24 protein-coding genes and 1 tRNA gene are annotated in these 16,997 nt (G+C 36.1%); 18 read left to right on the top strand and 7 right to left on the bottom strand.

Annotation, left to right across the window (positions count from 1 at the left end; translation table 11 throughout):
- The first annotated feature begins 1 nt into the window (after position 1).
- The 12 genes from H1225_RS04135 to H1225_RS04080 all read left to right on the top strand — a co-directional run bounded on the left by H1225_RS04135 (position 2) and on the right by H1225_RS04080 (position 5,083).
- A complete protein-coding gene (locus H1225_RS04135) occupies positions 2–616 on the top strand; it encodes an ERF family protein (protein ID WP_161747984.1) in 615 nt (204 codons plus the stop codon).
- Positions 616–1,083: a single-stranded DNA-binding protein gene (locus H1225_RS04130; protein ID WP_161747983.1), complete on the top strand. Its 468-nt coding sequence runs from the start codon at positions 616–618 to the stop codon at positions 1,081–1,083. The genes H1225_RS04135 and H1225_RS04130 overlap by 1 nt, the downstream gene beginning before the upstream one ends.
- Positions 1,061–1,336 carry a hypothetical protein gene (locus H1225_RS04125; protein ID WP_239739476.1) on the top strand — a complete coding sequence of 92 codons (276 nt, stop codon included), beginning with the start codon at positions 1,061–1,063 and terminating at the stop codon, positions 1,334–1,336. The genes H1225_RS04130 and H1225_RS04125 overlap by 23 nt, the downstream gene beginning before the upstream one ends.
- A 32-nt stretch (positions 1,337–1,368) precedes the next feature.
- The gene (locus tag H1225_RS04120) at positions 1,369–1,554 is read left to right on the top strand and encodes a hypothetical protein (protein ID WP_109847179.1); all 186 of its coding nucleotides are present in this window, start codon (positions 1,369–1,371) and stop codon (positions 1,552–1,554) included.
- Positions 1,551–2,084, top strand: coding sequence for a phiTE_072 family protein (locus H1225_RS04115; protein ID WP_161747982.1), 534 nt, complete (start codon positions 1,551–1,553; stop codon positions 2,082–2,084). The genes H1225_RS04120 and H1225_RS04115 overlap by 4 nt, the downstream gene beginning before the upstream one ends.
- A gap of 28 nt (positions 2,085–2,112) precedes the next feature.
- Positions 2,113–2,865, top strand: coding sequence for a hypothetical protein (locus tag H1225_RS04110; RefSeq protein WP_161747981.1), 753 nt, complete (start codon positions 2,113–2,115; stop codon positions 2,863–2,865).
- Between the two features lie 203 nt (positions 2,866–3,068).
- Complete coding sequence (locus tag H1225_RS04105) at positions 3,069–3,434, top strand: DUF2528 family protein (protein WP_161747980.1); 366 nt, start codon at positions 3,069–3,071, stop codon at positions 3,432–3,434.
- 3 nt (positions 3,435–3,437) lie between these two features.
- Positions 3,438–3,755, top strand: coding sequence for a phage protein NinX family protein (locus H1225_RS04100; RefSeq protein ID WP_161747979.1), 318 nt, complete (start codon positions 3,438–3,440; stop codon positions 3,753–3,755).
- The gene (locus H1225_RS04095; RefSeq protein ID WP_161747978.1) at positions 3,752–3,979 is read left to right on the top strand and encodes a hypothetical protein; all 228 of its coding nucleotides are present in this window, start codon (positions 3,752–3,754) and stop codon (positions 3,977–3,979) included. Before H1225_RS04100 ends, H1225_RS04095 begins: the two co-directional genes overlap by 4 nt.
- The gene (locus H1225_RS04090; RefSeq protein WP_239739474.1) at positions 3,966–4,568 is read left to right on the top strand and encodes an MT-A70 family methyltransferase; all 603 of its coding nucleotides are present in this window, start codon (positions 3,966–3,968) and stop codon (positions 4,566–4,568) included. The genes H1225_RS04095 and H1225_RS04090 overlap by 14 nt, the downstream gene beginning before the upstream one ends.
- Before the next feature lie 84 nt (positions 4,569–4,652).
- Positions 4,653–4,847 (top strand): TraR/DksA C4-type zinc finger protein, encoded by a 195-nt coding sequence (locus H1225_RS04085; protein WP_161747976.1) that lies wholly within the window; start codon positions 4,653–4,655, stop codon positions 4,845–4,847.
- A gap of 29 nt (positions 4,848–4,876) precedes the next feature.
- Positions 4,877–5,083: a helix-turn-helix transcriptional regulator gene (locus H1225_RS04080; protein ID WP_004244695.1), complete on the top strand. Its 207-nt coding sequence runs from the start codon at positions 4,877–4,879 to the stop codon at positions 5,081–5,083.
- Positions 5,084–5,086: 3 nt separating this feature from the next.
- Here the strand turns inward: H1225_RS04080 and H1225_RS04075 are convergent, their stop codons facing one another.
- Positions 5,087–6,271 (bottom strand): tyrosine-type recombinase/integrase, encoded by a 1,185-nt coding sequence (locus H1225_RS04075; protein ID WP_161747994.1) that lies wholly within the window; start codon positions 6,269–6,271, stop codon positions 5,087–5,089.
- Between the two features lie 165 nt (positions 6,272–6,436).
- Positions 6,437–6,524: transfer RNA gene (locus H1225_RS04070), tRNA-Ser, on the bottom strand.
- 182 nt (positions 6,525–6,706) lie between these two features.
- Here H1225_RS04070 and tusE point away from each other — a divergent pair.
- Entirely contained in the window at positions 6,707–7,036 is a 330-nt protein-coding gene (gene tusE, locus H1225_RS04065; RefSeq protein ID WP_006537349.1) for a sulfurtransferase TusE, read from the top strand.
- Between the two features lie 44 nt (positions 7,037–7,080).
- Here tusE and H1225_RS04060 read toward each other — a convergent pair whose 3' ends face one another.
- On the bottom strand, positions 7,081–7,362 hold the full coding sequence (locus H1225_RS04060) for an acylphosphatase (RefSeq protein WP_006537350.1): 282 nt from the start codon (positions 7,360–7,362) through the stop codon (positions 7,081–7,083).
- 197 nt (positions 7,363–7,559) lie between these two features.
- Between H1225_RS04060 and hspQ the strand changes: the two genes are divergently transcribed.
- A complete protein-coding gene (hspQ, locus tag H1225_RS04055) occupies positions 7,560–7,880 on the top strand; it encodes a heat shock protein HspQ (protein ID WP_006537351.1) in 321 nt (106 codons plus the stop codon).
- Positions 7,881–7,959: 79 nt separating this feature from the next.
- Here hspQ and H1225_RS04050 read toward each other — a convergent pair whose 3' ends face one another.
- Positions 7,960–8,373 (bottom strand): CoA-binding protein, encoded by a 414-nt coding sequence (locus H1225_RS04050; protein WP_006537352.1) that lies wholly within the window; start codon positions 8,371–8,373, stop codon positions 7,960–7,962.
- A gap of 137 nt (positions 8,374–8,510) precedes the next feature.
- Between H1225_RS04050 and H1225_RS04045 the strand changes: the two genes are divergently transcribed.
- Positions 8,511–8,969 carry a methylglyoxal synthase gene (locus H1225_RS04045; RefSeq protein WP_072062770.1) on the top strand — a complete coding sequence of 153 codons (459 nt, stop codon included), beginning with the start codon at positions 8,511–8,513 and terminating at the stop codon, positions 8,967–8,969.
- A 2-nt stretch (positions 8,970–8,971) separates the two neighbouring features.
- Here H1225_RS04045 and helD read toward each other — a convergent pair whose 3' ends face one another.
- Positions 8,972–11,023: a DNA helicase IV gene (gene helD / locus H1225_RS04040; RefSeq protein ID WP_109847551.1), complete on the bottom strand. Its 2,052-nt coding sequence runs from the start codon at positions 11,021–11,023 to the stop codon at positions 8,972–8,974.
- A 114-nt stretch (positions 11,024–11,137) separates the two neighbouring features.
- On the opposite strand from helD, the gene yccS reads away from it, so the two are divergent.
- Positions 11,138–13,300, top strand: a complete 2,163-nt coding sequence (yccS, locus tag H1225_RS04035) for a YccS family putative transporter (protein ID WP_161724692.1) — start codon at positions 11,138–11,140, stop codon at positions 13,298–13,300.
- Positions 13,301–13,371: 71 nt separating this feature from the next.
- Here yccS and H1225_RS04030 read toward each other — a convergent pair whose 3' ends face one another.
- Complete coding sequence (locus H1225_RS04030; protein WP_237584894.1) at positions 13,372–13,947, bottom strand: TfoX/Sxy family DNA transformation protein; 576 nt, start codon at positions 13,945–13,947, stop codon at positions 13,372–13,374.
- Positions 13,948–14,208: 261 nt separating this feature from the next.
- On the opposite strand from H1225_RS04030, the gene sulA reads away from it, so the two are divergent.
- Positions 14,209–14,760, top strand: coding sequence for an SOS-induced cell division inhibitor SulA (gene sulA, locus H1225_RS04025; RefSeq protein WP_006537362.1), 552 nt, complete (start codon positions 14,209–14,211; stop codon positions 14,758–14,760).
- Between the two features lie 348 nt (positions 14,761–15,108).
- Positions 15,109–16,200 (top strand): porin OmpA, encoded by a 1,092-nt coding sequence (gene ompA / locus H1225_RS04020; protein WP_109400852.1) that lies wholly within the window; start codon positions 15,109–15,111, stop codon positions 16,198–16,200.
- Positions 16,201–16,368: 168 nt separating this feature from the next.
- Here ompA and matP read toward each other — a convergent pair whose 3' ends face one another.
- Positions 16,369–16,830 (bottom strand): macrodomain Ter protein MatP, encoded by a 462-nt coding sequence (matP, locus tag H1225_RS04015; protein WP_006537365.1) that lies wholly within the window; start codon positions 16,828–16,830, stop codon positions 16,369–16,371.
- Positions 16,831–16,997: the final 167 nt, after the last annotated feature.

Genomic DNA, 16,997 nt, shown 5'->3' with positions numbered 1-16,997 from the left:
TATGACTGCTGTATACAAAGCGATTAGCAATGTAGCCAAGGAAATGGCTGAAACAGGAATAAAGAAAGGAAGTAAAAACCAACAGCAAGGGTTTATGTTTAGAGGGATTGACGCAGTATATAACGCTCTTGCTCCAGCTTTAGTTAAGCATGGATTGCTTATTCTTCCACGGATCATTGAACGCTCAGTCACGGAAAGACAAACGCAAAGAGGTGGTCACTTATTCTACGTTGTGGTTAAGGCTGAATTCGATTTTGTCGCCACGGAAGATGGCAGTAAACATACGGTAGTGACTTATGGTGAAGCTATGGATAGCGGAGATAAAGCCACAAATAAAGCCATGTCGATTGCATATAAATACGCGGCATTTCAAGCGTTCTGTATTCCAACAGAAGAAACAGCAATTGATGCAGATGCGGAAATTCATAACGTAGCGCCACGGACGGCAGAGCAGGTGTTAGCTGATTACACTAACTTTCTTGGCACGGCAACGAACCAATCACAAATCATGGATGAGTACAAAAAAGCATGGAATGCATTAGCTGGTACTGAATCACAAAAGGAATGTGAACGTGTAACAGGCATTCGGATTAAAGAACTTAAGGAAGCTGCGTAATGGCAAGTAAAGGCGTGAATAAATGTATTCTCATTGGTCACTTGGGGCAGGATCCAGAAATCCGCTATATGCCATCAGGTGGCGCAGTAGCAAATCTCACACTAGCCACATCGGAATCGTGGCGTGATAAACAAACTGGTGAGATGAAGGAGAAAACTGAGTGGCATCGAGTATGTATCTTCGGCAAATTAGCCGAAATTGCAGGTGAACATCTGAGAAAAGGAAGTCAGGTATATATCGAAGGTTCTCTACAAACCAGAAAGTGGCAAGACCAAAGCGGGAAAGACCGATACACAACGGAAGTTGTTGTGAATATCGGCGGTTCTATGCAGGTGTTAGGCGGTAACAGTGGCAATCAGGCAGGAAGACAGAAGCCACAAAACCAAGGATGGGGTCAACCACAGCAACCGCAAGCGACACAAAATGAGCCACCAATGAACTTCGATGATCAAGAAATACCCTTCTGACCCTTCCCTATGTGATTTAACCAAAGGATATAACCATTACTCAGTGCAAGGATGCAAACAGGAGATAGATATGACTATTGAACAATTACAAGAAGAAAATAAGAAGTTGAAAGAAGTGCTTTTTGCTGGCGCTTTCTTAATGGCTAAAGCGGTTCATAAATATGATTTCGGCGTTGGAATGGAAGAGCAAGCCACTGACTTTATGAAGGATGCAGAGGAACTGGTTGGCAGGAAGCTACCAACGTTCGCATGATAATTTAACTTGCAGGGATGCAATGAAGAGGAATGAATGTGAAATTAACAGAGCGTCAAATTAGCACATTAAAAAATGTAGATAATGGATATAGGCAGTTAAGTAATGGGCTGTTAATTTTCTCACTGGAGAATAAAGGACTTATTAAACTTCACCCTAAAGATGGATGGAAATTAACAGAATCAGGCATTGAAGAATTAAATAAGGTGGAGCAATGAAAGTTGAGCAATCACAAATTACTAAGTTAGTAATAACAGGCATAGAGCGTCACGACCCTATTCATTTGTATCTTGAAGACTACGGCGATAATCAAAACAGCCGTGTCACAATTAGCGAAAGCGGTTGTTCATGGTCTTGCTTTTGGGGCTCGATGGGTAGCTCGCTAGTTGAGTTTATTCAGCGTATTAACAATCACTACTGGATAGGTAAGTTAGATTCTAATTTAATCTATGAAATAGATGACGATAACGATGCAAATGATAAATATGCCAAAAAGCAAGTTATCAAACTACGCAAAGATGATGAAATAGATAAACACGAAGCAAGGGAATATTGGGGTTTAATCGAATCATCAGATAATGTTAAAGATGATTGTTGCAATAGTTTTTTAGGCGGTAAGTTGCTTAGCTTGTTTGGTGATGATGCTTGGTATAACGATTGGCCCACTATTCCTAACTCTAAATATCTAAGAATGGAATCACGATTAAACGCTGTTCGTGAGGCATTAAAGCAAATAAAGGTGAGTTAAGGAGGAATTTTGACAGTGGATTAGTCACATGGATGTGAGTATGATTCCAATATTTATAATGGTATCCACGATGATAGAACTATCTTCAAAGCTTAAAAATATTATTTTTTGGGTGTCAACAGCTTCAATATCTTTAATTGTTTTTGGTGTTTTTGTTATTGATATATTTGTCACCGATGCTCATGGAAAAGATAAACTCAGCATTATTTTTTCTTATCTATCAACTATCTTTGCATTCTTATCTTCGCTAGCCTTATTTGCCACCATAGGTGTTTATTTTTGGCAAAAAAAAGACTCAGAAAACTCAGAAAAGAAAAGGCAAAAAGAAATATCCATTAGCTATCTAAATATATTTACTAAATATTCTGATGAGCTAAAAACAATAGTAATTCAATTGGTTAAACTACGTAACTTATTAGCAAAAAACAACGATTCATTTGTAGAATATCTTGGTGGTCATAACATACATGCGTTTATTTTAAAAAATACAAAGGGAAGAGAGTTAGGCAATGCTCGAATGTTTAAATTTGATAACTCATCCTTGTCTTATATATATTCAAACTCAGCATCAGTTAATGTAAATATTTCAGAGAGGTATCAATTTCTATACAAGCACAGCATTCAAATAAATACATATATTGAAAATTTAATTTTAAAAATTCATTATGATAATAGTAAAGAAAATATACTTGATTACTTTAGTGATCTAAGCTTAGATGAATCTATACACACAATAGATTTATGTGTGAAAGGTTTCAAAGATTATTCTCAAAGTTTATAACTTCCCTGCACTAGCAGGGTTTTTTATACCTAAAATTCAGAGTAGCAATTAATGCAAATAATCGGATGTGTATTACTCATGCTAATACAGGGTTCTGCTGTGCCTATTACAGAAGATATATACACGCAATCGGAATGCAATAAACGTGCTGAATATTTAATGTCAGTTAGGAATGTTAATGTTATTTGTGGAGAAATATACAGATGAGACAAATTAAAATAAGTTCTGGCTCGTGGCAAAAAGATTTGGAAATGGTTGTCACTGTTATCGATGAAGATAAATTTAAAAAATCATGTGAACAAATTAATAAATTCTATTCTGGTGATGAATATAGAGCTGATATACACGGTAGCCATGAGAAAGCAGGTTTTGCAATGTTCTGTGCTGAGTGCTTCCAGCAAATAGCATTCAATAACTTCAAGGATGAAGAATGGCTTACCGAGCAATTCGATTGGTCTAAAGATAAAGGAATTGATGGCTATCCTTCTCTAGATGATATGGGTATTCGGATTGATGAAATTGAACCTTGGTTTATTGACTCTGACGATATAGAAATTACAGGATGGTAATCAATGAATAGCTATAATAAGTACACCGACCTTCAAATTAATGAATTAGTTGCGACAAGGTTAAAGAAGAAATGCTTATTAACAGAAGAATCTGTATTAGCTTATATGGATAGCGGCTATCGGACTTTCGATCCATGCAATAACCCTACTGACGCAATGCCGATTATTATTGAGAATAAAATAGGGTTATCACCAATGTACCATTCTAATAAATGGACAGCTGATTGCCTTGATTATGACTTCATCTCAGTAAATAAAAACCCATATCGTGGCGCTATGGAAGTATTCTTAATGATGAAAGAGGCGGAGGACAACAAATGAAACAAGTTCAGGCAATGACGACGTTAGTATTAATTGATGGCGTTACATATCAAATAGCTCTACCTAAGCAATATGTCTCTCTTCAGGCAAAACAGGCGTTAATGTTTGCTCAGGAGTTCGGTGGAATAATTCTTCCTTGCGCGTTTGCTGATATAAAGCCAATGGAAGCAGATGGACTGCCGTTTAATATAGGTGATAGTGGAGCGGAGAATGAAAAAATATGACTTGATATTGTGCGATCCACCTTGGTCTTACAATAACAAAGTTTCAAATGGCGCAGCAGATAATCATTACAACACCACAGATTTATATTCCCTCTCCCGATTACCAATAGAAAAACACTCCTCTAAAAATGCCGTACTATTTATATGGTACACAGGCAACTTTGCACTCGAAGCTATTAAACTAGCCGAAGCATGGGATTTTAAAGTTAAAAACATGTTCGGGTTCGCATGGGTGAAATTAAATAAAAATGCAGAAAATAGAATAAATAAAAAACCACCAGAAGATTCCTTTGACTTTATGGAAATATTAAACAATGAGACGAAGATTAATTGCGGTAATTACACCCGTCAAAATATTGAAATGTGTTTAATAGCCACAAGAGGTAATGGATTACCTCGTAAGTCTGCAAGTGTTAGGCAAGTTATTTATTCATGTCTTGGTGAGCATAGCGAAAAGCCAAAAGAAATACATTATAGGTTAGAAGAATTATACGGAGATGTTCCTCGACTCGAATTATTTGCACGAGAGAAATATGGTGATTGGGATGTATATGGCAACCAAGTAGAAGGAAGCATTAAATTAATATAGATGAATTATGACATTTACTGAACTTGCAGAGCTAATAGCATTATGTGTACTTATTTATTTAATTGAAACAGGACAAGCGTAATTATGGATATTATTGACTCAGCAAATGAAATAAACGAATTACATATTCAAACATCATTATCAAATCGTAAACCAGCAATTAAATCTCATAACGGAATGTGTATTTGGTGTCACGAAGAAACGGTTGCACCTAATAGTGCATATTGCAGTAAAGATTGTGGTGATGATCATGAGCAATATAAACGGAAGAATGGATAGTATTACGAAATTACAAAAGGAATAGAAAGATGGAATATAAACTATTACGCTTGGATGAAGTTTTAGATAGAACAGGATATAGCAAGTCATGGACTTACAAATTAATAGATAAAGGAGAGTTTCCAAAGCAGGTAAAAATAGGATCTCGCTCAGTTCGTTTTATTGAAAGTGAAGTAGATGAATGGATAGAGCAACGAATCAATAATGCTCGTTGCCCTGATAATACCATCAATTGAGTTTTATTTCTTTTTACTTCTCAGCTCGTCTATATAATCAGCATACCACTGCATCATTTCCCTTCTCCCCTCAAAATACAGTGCATGGTTATAAGTACCACGGATAGAGTTTTTATCAACATGAGCAAGTTGTAACTCTATCCACGCTGTATTAAATCCTTTCTCATGCAATATTGTACTCATGGTGTGTCTAAAGCCGTGACCAGTAGCCCTTCCTCTATAACCCATTCTGCCAATCATTGTATTTATCGCCATTTCAGACAGATGTTTCTTATGATTCGTTCGGCTAGGGAAAATATACTGATAATCGCCACTTATTGGCTGTATTTGACGCAGTAAAGAAATCACCTGATCTGACATTGGCACCACATGCACTCTACCCATCTTCATGATTCTTTCTGGCAGTTTCCATGTTCTGCTTTCAAAGTCGATAAATGACCATTCTGATTTTCTTAGCTCCCCTGGTCTTAAACCGGTGAGCATTAAGATGTTTAATGCAGTTCTTACGATCTGACTTCCTTGATACTTGTCTACCGAAGATAAAAACTCAGGCAATTCATCAGCTAATAAGTACGGATAGTTTTCTCGTTGATGTGGAATAAACGCACTAGCTAAATCTGGGGCGGGATTATATTCAGCTCGTCCAGTTATGATGGCATATTTCCAAACCTCACCACAGCGCTGACGAACTTTTTTTAATTTCTCTGTAACGCCACGCTTTTCCATTATCGAAAGCACCTCAAGCAATTCGAGAGGTTTAATCTCTGCTATTGGGCGATCTCCAATATATGGGAAAACATCATTTTCAAATGCTTCCATCATGTCATTGCGGTAACCTTCAGACCATCGGTCTTTTCTTCCCTCATACCACTCTAGAGCAATGCTTTTAAACGTATTGCTTCCATCAAACTTTGAATCCCTTTTCTTATCCTTCTTTATCTTGTTAGGATCAACACCATCAGATAACTGCCGTTTTGCGTCATCCCTTTTCTTTCTGGCTTCCGCGAGAGTTATCGTTGGGTAGACACCGATAGCTAAAACTTTTTCTTTGCCATCTATACGGTATTTTAATCTCCAATATTTACTTCCTGATTTTGTAACTAATAGATATAAACCTCCTCCATCGAATAGTTTGTAGTCCTTTTCTTTTGGCTTACTGCTATCAACTTGCTTAACTGTTAGTTTCATATTGGGGGTATTAAATATTAAGGGGGTATAATGTCCCCCCATTTGTACCCCAAAAAAATGGAGCTTTCAAGAGACATAAAGAGACTTCAAGAGACAATAATTTGATTGGATTGCTTGATTTTACTGGGATTAGGAGACTTCAGGAGACACTAGGAGATGTTGAGATGGCGGAGGAGGAGAGATTCGAACTCTCGGATGGTTTCCCATCGGCGGTTTTCAAGACCGCTGCCTTCAGCCGCTCGGCCACCCCTCCGCAATGGGGAGCAATATAAACACCTAAGCTTATGTTGTAAAGCCCTTATTGTACTGTTTGCCGTAAAATTAAACGCATTACAAGTCAATGGCTTAATTTATCAACGATTTATGGGTTCTACTTGGGTATTTCCCTTATTTTTGATAAATTAGCAATATTATTTTTGATTGGTTGCTACGCACATGTTTGTATTTAACGGAAAAGAAATCGAGACAGATAGTCATGGTTATTTAAAAAATAGCAATGAATGGAATGAAGATATGGTTCCAATATTAGCTGAATTAGAAGAAATTGAGCTAACAGAACAGCACTGGGAAATTATCCGTTTTGTTCGACAGTTTTATTTGGAATTTAATACCTCCCCCGCTATTCGTATGTTAGTAAAAGCGCTTGCACAAAAATATGGCGATGAAAAAGGAAATAGCCGTTATCTTTATCGTTTGTTTCCTAAAGGCCCTGCAAAACAAGCTACAAAACTCGCTGGTTTACCAAAACCCGTTAAATGTATTTAATATTATCTTTAGATAAAAGATAATTAAAAATCATTAAAACAATATTACTCATAATGGTGGATTGAAAAATCTGCCATCTGTTCATATTCACAAGGTGTCGCTGACCAAAATGTAATATTAGCACTTCTTGGTCCACCAGCTTCTAACCAATCTTCAAATTCTTTTAATGCATTCTCTTTCGCGAAAGCCTTTACTCCCACGCTACCGTCATCACGATTCCAAACATACCCTGTTATTGGTTGTTTTTTCATCCATTGATAAGTAAAAAAACGGAATCCAACGCCCTGCACACGCCCTTGAATAATATATTCTCTACCCATTTTCATATGCTCTCCTGATAGTGTTGTTAAAATAAAAATTCTACTCAGGTTATTGTCTTTTCTTTATACAATAGATAATCTGATTTTGTGAGGTTCTTTATTCATAATGAAAGCAAAGGATTATATTTTTTTCAAATCCTTGAAATTTCACTTTGTACCCTCATATATATAACCAATAAGCAAGGCTATATGGAGGTGATACTATGATGACCGCCAGCAAATTTGGGATAGGACAGCAAGTTAGACATAAATTACTCGGCTACTTAGGCGTTGTTGTCGATGTGGATGCTGAATATTCCCTTGATCAGCCTAATGAGGATGATATTGCATCTAATGTGACCTTGCGAGCAGCACCTTGGTACCATGTTGTGATGGAAGATGATGAAGGACAGCCCGTTCATACTTATCTTGCTGAAGCACAGATAACTTATGAAGTTTCAGATGAACACTTAGATAATGACTCATTGGATGAGCTATCGCAGTCAATTCGTAGCCAATTACAGGCTCCACGATTACGAAATTAACCGAATAATCTAAATAAGCTGTGAGCTGAATAAATATGATAATCGCCGAATTTGTTTTCGGCGATTTTATTTTAGTTCATTACCAAGGAAGTCCATGTGCTTCAATTTCTTTTTTAGGACAGCGATCCATAACAACTCGTAATCCTGCTTTTTCTGCTAACTCTTTGGCATCTTCATTGATAACACCAATCTGCAACCATAATACTTTGGCATTAATTGCAATTGCTTCTTGTGCAATTTCTAATGCAACGTCAGATTGACGAAAAACATCCACCATATCAACAGCAATAGGAATATCTTTTAATGAGGCATAGCATTTCTGCCCTAATAAGGTTTGCCCTGACATGCTTGGATTGACAGGAATAACATCATAGCCTTGTTCTAATAGGAATTTCATGACTTTATAGCTTGGGCGATCTTCTTTGCTACTCGCTCCAACAAGTGCAATTGTTTTGACACTTCTTAAAATGTCATAAATGTCTGAGTCCACCATTTATATACTCCGTTCATCATGAAGATTGAAAATATTATGATACATCATAGTATCTTGATCCGTTCATAGCTTGTAAGATAAAAAAAAGGTATTTTGACAGCTGAAACAATAACTATATTTATTTTTAAAGGTATCAAATGGAACAAATTGACCGCACGCTCTTAAAAGAAAAAAATATCGCGCTTGTTGCCCATGATCACTGCAAAAGCTCATTACTTGAATGGGTTCAAAATAATCGTGAACAACTGTCTCTACATAAGTTATTTGCAACAGGAACCACAGGAAATTTAATTAACCAGCACACAGGCCTAAGTGTTACTCAAATGCTAAGTGGCCCAATGGGCGGTGACCAACAAATAGGTGCAATGATCGCTGAAAAAAAAATCGACATTATGATTTTCTTTTGGGACCCATTGAACGCCGTTCCCCACGACCCAGATGTTAAAGCCCTTCTACGCTTAGCAACAGTATGGAATATTCCGGTTGCCACCAATCGTGCAACCGCGAACTTTTTAATTTCATCGCCTCTGTTTTCACAAGAATCAACAATTAAAATTCCTGATTACGAAGGTTATTTAAAAGAAAGACTAAAATAATTTTAAGGTTTTCGCTGTATAGGAACACCTTGAGATTTTAGCTCTAAAACAAAACAAGATGGCTGTTGTTTATTAAATAATAGCCATACTTGTGTTTTTGCTCTTGTTAATGCGACATACATTAAACGTCGTTCTTCCGCATTAGGATAATCTTCAACTTTTGGTAATAACGCTAATTCAATAATTGATTCCCTTGCAGGTGCAGGGAAACCATCTTTACCCTCTTGTAAACCTAAAATAATAACGTAATCAGCTTGTTGCCCCTTCGATGCATGAAAAGTCATAAATTCTAAATTTAATTTAGGCCAACGTGTCTTAGCTTTTTTTAATAATTCTGGTTTTAAATAGTGATAACGAGCGAGTAAAAGAATAGTTTCATTTTCTTCTACATAACCACTCATTTTATTTAGTAAATTTTCAAGTTGATCGTCAGATAACAGTACAACAGACTTTTTATTACCTTTCACTAGACTATTTAACGGTTTAGATAATTGAACTGGATTCTGTTGAATAAACGTATTGGCAACATTTCCTATCGTGTCATTAAAACGATAAGTCGTATCTAATGCGCATTCAGCACCTTCACCAAAAGCGTGATGGAAAGAAGTCGTTAATAATAATTCCGCACCACTAAAACGATAAATGGCTTGCCAATCATCTCCTACTGCAAATAGAGATGTTTGTTTATTTTGCTGTTTTAATGCGGTTAATAATGAAGCTCTTAATGGTGAAATATCTTGGAACTCATCAACAAGAATATGTTTCCATGGGCTAATGAAACGCCCTTTTTCAATAAGGTTAATAGCTTGATGCAATAAGCCTGAAAAATCGATCGCATCTTCTTCTTTTAATGCGGTTTTCCAAGCTTTTAATAATGGCGATAATAATTTTAAATACTTTTTAAAAGATTCGGTATATTCGGGATCCACACTTTCAATCAGAGATTTTTGGCTACCACCTTGCATCCTTAATAGACCAACCCAACGCTCTAATCTTACAGCAACTTGGTTTTCTAATTTTTTATCATGCCAAAACTCACCATCAGGGATATCCCATTCAAACTCTTGAGATAACCACTCTCGCCATCCTTTTGCTTGTGCTTTTTTCTGCTGACACTGAGCTCTCCATTCACCTAATAATAGAGTTCTTCTTTTTTCACTATTTATTTCAAGCTCACTAATTTTGGGGTGCTTTTTTGTCGCTTGTTGAATAATGGATAATGCCAGTGCATGAAACGTTTTTGCCATAATATCGCTATTTAAACGACTAGAAAGCCTTTCATTCATTTCTTGTGCGGCTTTACGCCCAAAAGCAAGTAATAAAATTTGATCAGGTTGTGCCAATTGGCGACGTAATAGCCACCCCGCTCTGGCAACTAATACCGATGTTTTACCACTTCCTGCACCAGCGAGAACAAGAATATTTTCTTCTCCATTAATTACGGCACGACACTGTGATTCATTTAATGGCGATGATTCAATCGTATTAAAAAATTCCGCATGCTCATTTAATATTTGGGTTACCCAAACAGAATTTTCTTTATTAATAAGTGCTTCACCTTGCTTTAGCCACTCTAAACATTGCTGATAAAGAGTATGACAATTGTCAAATTGAATAAGGCGTTCAAGAGGGAGGGGAATAGCAGAAAAGCTATCTTTTATAGATTGTTGAATTTCGCTAAGTTTAGACTGTTTTATCCATCTATTTGATTGGGTTATTTCATTAATATTATGGAGTTGCTTCTCAAGTACTTGAGCGCTTATTTCGCTCATTTCTTTACTCCAATTTTGCCATGATTGATAAAGATAACGATAAAACTGTTGAGTTTCTTCCCAATCCGTTCCATGTAATCGAACAACTTTATCTTCAGACAATAAAAATTCTAACTCCCCCCACACAATCCCTTTTTTACAGAAAATATTAATCAGTTCGTTAAAAGGAATTAAATACTGATGTTTTTCACCACTGACTTCAATGCCTGCATTTAACAATTTGACTCTATTATATGGATGTTGTGCTAAACGTTGTCCCATCGGGGTGGATTTCAGTTCCATACGTAATTCCTGCAATAAATAACAAATAGTCTGTCGTTAAGCTCTTTTTAATCGGTGATAAACCCTATATTCTAAGAGGTAATTATCTTCATCTTGTTTATTTAAGGGCTTTTTGTGTTCACTTTGCTAAATGGCGCCCGCCGATTTATCTATAATAGCCACTTTTTATATTATATTCGCATAATAATCGCGCTTACAGGAACGACTTTGTTTCCTTGGATTTTAGGGCAAGAGCCTAAATATACAATTCCTCTAACTTTAGGCGTGGTTGCGGCTGCATTAACTGACTTAGATGATAGGCTTGTTGGTCGTTTAAAAAACCTAGTTATCACTTTATGCTGTTTTCTTCTTGCTTCAGCATCTATAGGATTACTTTATCCATATCCTATTTTATTCTTTTGTGGTTTAGCTATTTCTACTTGGGGATTTATTTTATTGGGTGCTTTAGGGCAACGGTACGCAACTATTGCTTTTGGTGCTTTATTAATCGCGATTTATACTATGCTCGGTATGCCTATTTTCCCAGAATGGTATGAACAACCCGTTTTATTATTATTAGGCGCTATTTGGTATAACTCTTTAACATTAATTGGTCACTTATTATTCCCAATTCGCCCAGTTCAGGACAATCTAACTCGCTGTTACCAACAACTCGCAACTTACCTCGAAGCTAAAGCGACATTATTTGATCCAGATATCGAAGATGACTATCAACACTCGCTTTATAATTTAGCAATGGCAAATAGCCAATTAATTGACACGATGAACCAAACTAAAGTTACATTATTAAGTCGATTAAAAGGTGATAGAGGCCAACGTAGTAGTCGTTTCACACTTCATTACTATTTCGTTGCTCAAGATATTCATGAGCGAGCAAGTTCGTCACATGCTCAATACCAGCTATTAAGTAATGAATTACGGCATAGCGATGTGTTATTTCGGTTTCAACGTTTACTTTCTATGCAGGCTCGAGCTTGTGAACAAGTTGCACAATCTATTCTTTGGCATAAAAAATATCAGCATAATCCTTCATTAGAACGTGCTATAAATTATCTAGAGAATGCATTAAATCATTTAAAAAAAACGACCTCAGAACCACAATTAATAACACCTTTAAATAATTTACTGCAAAACCTTCAAGGCATTGATGCGCTTTTACGAAGTATTAGTACAGAGCAATACCAAATATCCCATGACCAAAAAGAAGAAACACAACTTTCTGATGATGGTTTAACAGGATGGCGCGATATTGCACTAAGAATAAAAGAGCACCTCACGCCAAAATCGGCGCTTTTTAGACATGCAGTTAGGATGTCACTGGTGTTATGTATTGGCTATGCCATTATTCAATTTTTCCAATTGGATAGAGGTTATTGGATATTATTAACTAGCCTCTTTGTTTGCCAACCCAACTATAATGCCACTCGCCGACGTCTTACTTTACGTGTGAGTGGTACTATTATTGGTATTTTAATTGGCTTCCCTATTTTATATTTTGTGCCTTCGATTGAAGGACAACTCGTTTTAATTGTAATAACTGGTACGCTCTTTTTTGCATTTAGAACCATACAATACGCACATGCCACACTATTTATTACTTTATTGGTTTTATTAAGTTTCAATTTGCTTGGTGAAGGTTATGATGTTGCTCTTCCTCGTATTATCGATACCTTAATTGGCTGCGCCATAGCTTGGTTTGCTGTCAGCTTTATTTGGCCTGACTGGAAATTCCGTCAGCTACCAGTTGTCATTCAAAAAACAATGACAAATAACTGTTATTATCTTGATGCCATACTTATTCAGTATTACCAAGGGAAAGATAATAGCTTAAGTTATCGAATTGCTCGTCGAAATGCTCATAGTAGTGATGGTGAATTAGCCTCCCTGATCTCAAATATGTCATCAGAGCCCAAAAGTTATCAAGCATCCCAAGAAGTGGCTTTTCAGTTACTTTGTTTAAATCATACTTTACTCAGTTATATTTCTGCTCTTGGCGTTCATCGTTCAAAAATAGAAGACGAGAATGTGCTCACGTTACTTAATGATACAGTGTGTTATATCGATTCTGCTTTACGTCGCAAAACGCCACCAGTCAAAGAATTTAAGCAATCTCATGTAGAATTAATTGAAAGGATCAATCTATTACCTAATGCCGATAATCCTCGCATTCAATTAGTACTTACTCAAATCCGATTACTATTGGACTTACTGCCACAAATTATTAACTGCATCCAAATTATTGAGCAAAGCGAATCAAAAAACATGCCTCAATCTTAGTCTCTTATTGACGTTATTTTCTCTAATTTCTATAAGTATATTAGAGAAAATAACGGTCATTGCTTTTTATTTTATTGGAAAGATAATTCGTTGTACCAATCTAATAACTCCATTTTAAGTTGACTAGGTAATACAGAACGATGGCATCCAACGATAGCTCCTGCCAATGAAAGTAAAAGTTCACTATTTTTCAAATTGTGGCCATGCATTAATTTTAGATAACACGCTTTAGCTCCGATTAAACGCAGTTCTTCAACTTGATTAATACCAATTTGATTCAATCTTTTTTCTAATATCACACCTAGATTAGGTAAGTCTTTTATTCTACAAGGCTTCTTTCGTTGTCCTAAATATTCTTGGATGCTGTAGTGATATGTCATATCAATATATTGATCTAATTTTTGCTGATTATTCCATAGCGAATCCGTTATATGGTAATAACGCAATATGATAGGAATTCCTTTTTTCAAATAGGTATAGGAACTCATTTTCGTTGCCTTAAAGAGAGTTTCTAAAAACCCACTTCCTTTTAAATAAAACTCATTGTTAGATGTGATAGCAAACATAACATCATCAATCATTAAGCTAACACCACCAAATTGAGACTTTGTTGTTAACTCTCCATATTGTGCAATACGCGATAACAAATGAGCCTTCCTTTGCTCAGGTAAAAATAACATTGAAACTCCAAAACAAACTTTAAGATTAAATTTTATCTTTGAATTCAAAAACATGCATAATACATCACAAGAAAGACAATAAAGAAATTCCCTTTTATTGCCAATAGTTAACAACTTAAAAATAGAAATTTACATGAAATTTGAGAGGAACTTTCAAAAAATGAGCTTGATTTAAGCGAAATATAGATATACTGTATATTCATACAGTGCATATGGAACGAGGTAAATATGAAACTCTCAACATCATCTCCGACAAGACAGAACGCCATTCTCCAAGAGATCTCAAATGAGGTATTACCTCTATCTATCCCTTCAACAGTGGCGACTTACGATAGTAATAATAAACAAGGTATGGTGAGTGAACTTCTCTACCAAAATCCGCTCGTCATTAATCACATCCTTTTGCCATTACTGAAACAGTATAGCTATGAATCACGTTGGTTATTGTGGCTAAACCCACAACAAAAGCTAAATCGTACTTGGTTAAAAAATGCCGGATTACCACTTAACAAAATAATTCAATTAAATCATATAAATATGATAACTACGGTTGATTTAATGGAAAAAGCGTTGGCAAGTGGTAATTACAGTGTCGTACTCGGTTGGTTACCAGAAATATCGTCAGAAGAGATGAAACGATTAGAATCTGCTGCAAGTAAAGGAAAAACCCTCGGGTTTATTATGCGACAACAAATTAATACAAATATCCATTTAGAAAATAGCAATACCTCTAAACGACATTTGAATTCAGTAAAAATTCATTCAATTCACTACCATTAGTGAAATTTAAGAGTTTTCCTAATACTCAAAACGCCCTTGTATCATTTAAGATAAGTCAAATGTAATTATAACCTAAATCATATAGTTACAATAAATTTAACAAAAATACAGAATCTTTCTCATTGTGAGATAAAGCAGATCTTTTTAAAATTTTAAGTCGAATTTTAAAGGATTACTTGTAACTTTTTAAGTTCATTGTAGACTTTATGTCGTTAAGGTTATGCTTTAAATCCCATTTTTTGGGATCATCATTTGATGAAAGTATTGGATTCCTAACAATAATTTAACCAAGGGCAAATAATAAGGCTTAAAGCCAAATGCCTAACTTGGATGATAACGAGGCGTAAAATGAAAAAGACAGCTATCGCATTAGCAGTGGCAGTGGCAGCTTTCGCAACTGCAGCGCAAGCAGCTCCAAAAGACAATACCTGGTATACTGGTGGTAAATTAGGTTGGTCTCAATACCAAGGTACTAGCAACCAATGGGGTGATGTATCTATCGGTAACGGTAATACTCATAAAGACCAATTAGGTGCTGGTGCATTTGCTGGTTATCAATACAACCAATACTTAGGTTTTGAGCTGGGTTATGACTGGTTAGGTCGTATGACTTACAAAGGTTCATACAACAACGGTGCTTTCAAAGCTCAAGGTATCCAGTTAACTACTAAATTAAGCTATCCAGTAATGGAAGACCTAGACGTTTATACTCGTTTAGGTGGTATGGTATGGCGTGCAGATTCTTCTGCAACCGTTAATGCAACTTCAGCAGCTCCAACTCAAAGACGTTTTTCTGAAAATGACACTGGCGTTTCTCCAGTATTCGCATTAGGTACTGAATACGCGATCACTCCAAACATCGCTACCCGTGTTGAATATCAGTGGATCAACAACATCGGTGATAAAGGTACTCTGAATGCACGTCCAGACAACGGCATGCTGAGTGTTGGTGTTGCTTACCGTTTCAACCAAGAAACTCCAGCACCAGTTGTAGCTCCAGCACCAGTTGTAGCTCCAGCTCCAGTTGTTGAGAACAAAACCTTTACTCTGCGTTCAGACGTTCTGTTCAACTTCAACAAATCTACTCTGAAAGCTGAAGGTCAAGAAGCTCTGAATGGTCTGTACAATGAACTGGCTAACATCGACCCAACTCAAGGTCGTGTAGTAGTTATCGGTTACACTGACCGTATCGGTTCACAAAACTACAACCTGCCTCTGTCAGAAAAACGTGCTCAATCTGTAGTTGATTACCTGGTATCTAAAGGTATCCCTGCAAACAGCATCTCTGCAGAAGGTCGTGGTAAAGAAAATCCAGTTACTGGCAACACATGTGACAACGTTAAAGCTCGTTCAGCTCTGATCGATTGCTTAGCGCCAGACCGTCGTGTTGAAATTGAAATCCAAGGTACAACTGAAGTTGTTGTTCAACCTGGTCAATAATTCAGATAGTAGAATAATCTACTATTGATGAATTCAAAACCCTGCCACTGGCAGGGTTTTTCTTTTATGATGATAAAATTAGGTAAAAATATAAAGGTAAGAACATTTTCGAAAAGCTAATAACAATAAACTGCCAAAACCTGTAAAGTAAGACAAAATTGATGTAACTTATTTTTCTTTATCACGTACTAATAACTCAATAAGCTCATCTTTTAAATTATGCACTTTTAATGCATATTGCTCTTTTCTCTCAGCATCTTCAATTAATTGCACTATTGTTTCTGATAATGTTATTCCTCTTCGTTGTGACAATGCAGATAAGCGTTGCCAAACTTTAAACGTTAAATCGATTGATTTTTTGCGCGTGTGTTGATGCTCAGCATTAAAATAACGTTTTCTACGAGCTCGAATAGTTTGCTTCATCCGATTAGATAAGTCAGGATTCATATGCAAATCTATCCACTCTAAAACTTTTAATGGTTGCGATTCAAGAAGCAACAATTGCTCGACAACTTCATCCGCAGCACTTTTTTCTATATAACGGGTAATTAATTCACCTTCACGGTGTTTTTTTACTAGATAGGCCCATTTCCAACCACATTCTAGGTTCTCTAATTGTTGATATTTCATATAGCCCCCGTGACAGCGTAACTATATAGTAGCATATCAACAATTTTACAAAAATACTTCCACTGAACCGAAATTTTTTGCCTATTTTATAGGCAAAGTTATTTTAGATAATCTTTCTTATCAATTAATAACAGGCCTTGATAAGGGATAGTTTTCTGAGCACGTTA

The organism is Proteus penneri (genome assembly GCF_022369495.1).
GTDB lineage: Bacteria > Pseudomonadota > Gammaproteobacteria > Enterobacterales > Enterobacteriaceae > Proteus > Proteus penneri.
This window is presented reverse-complemented; position numbering and strand designations above follow the sequence as displayed.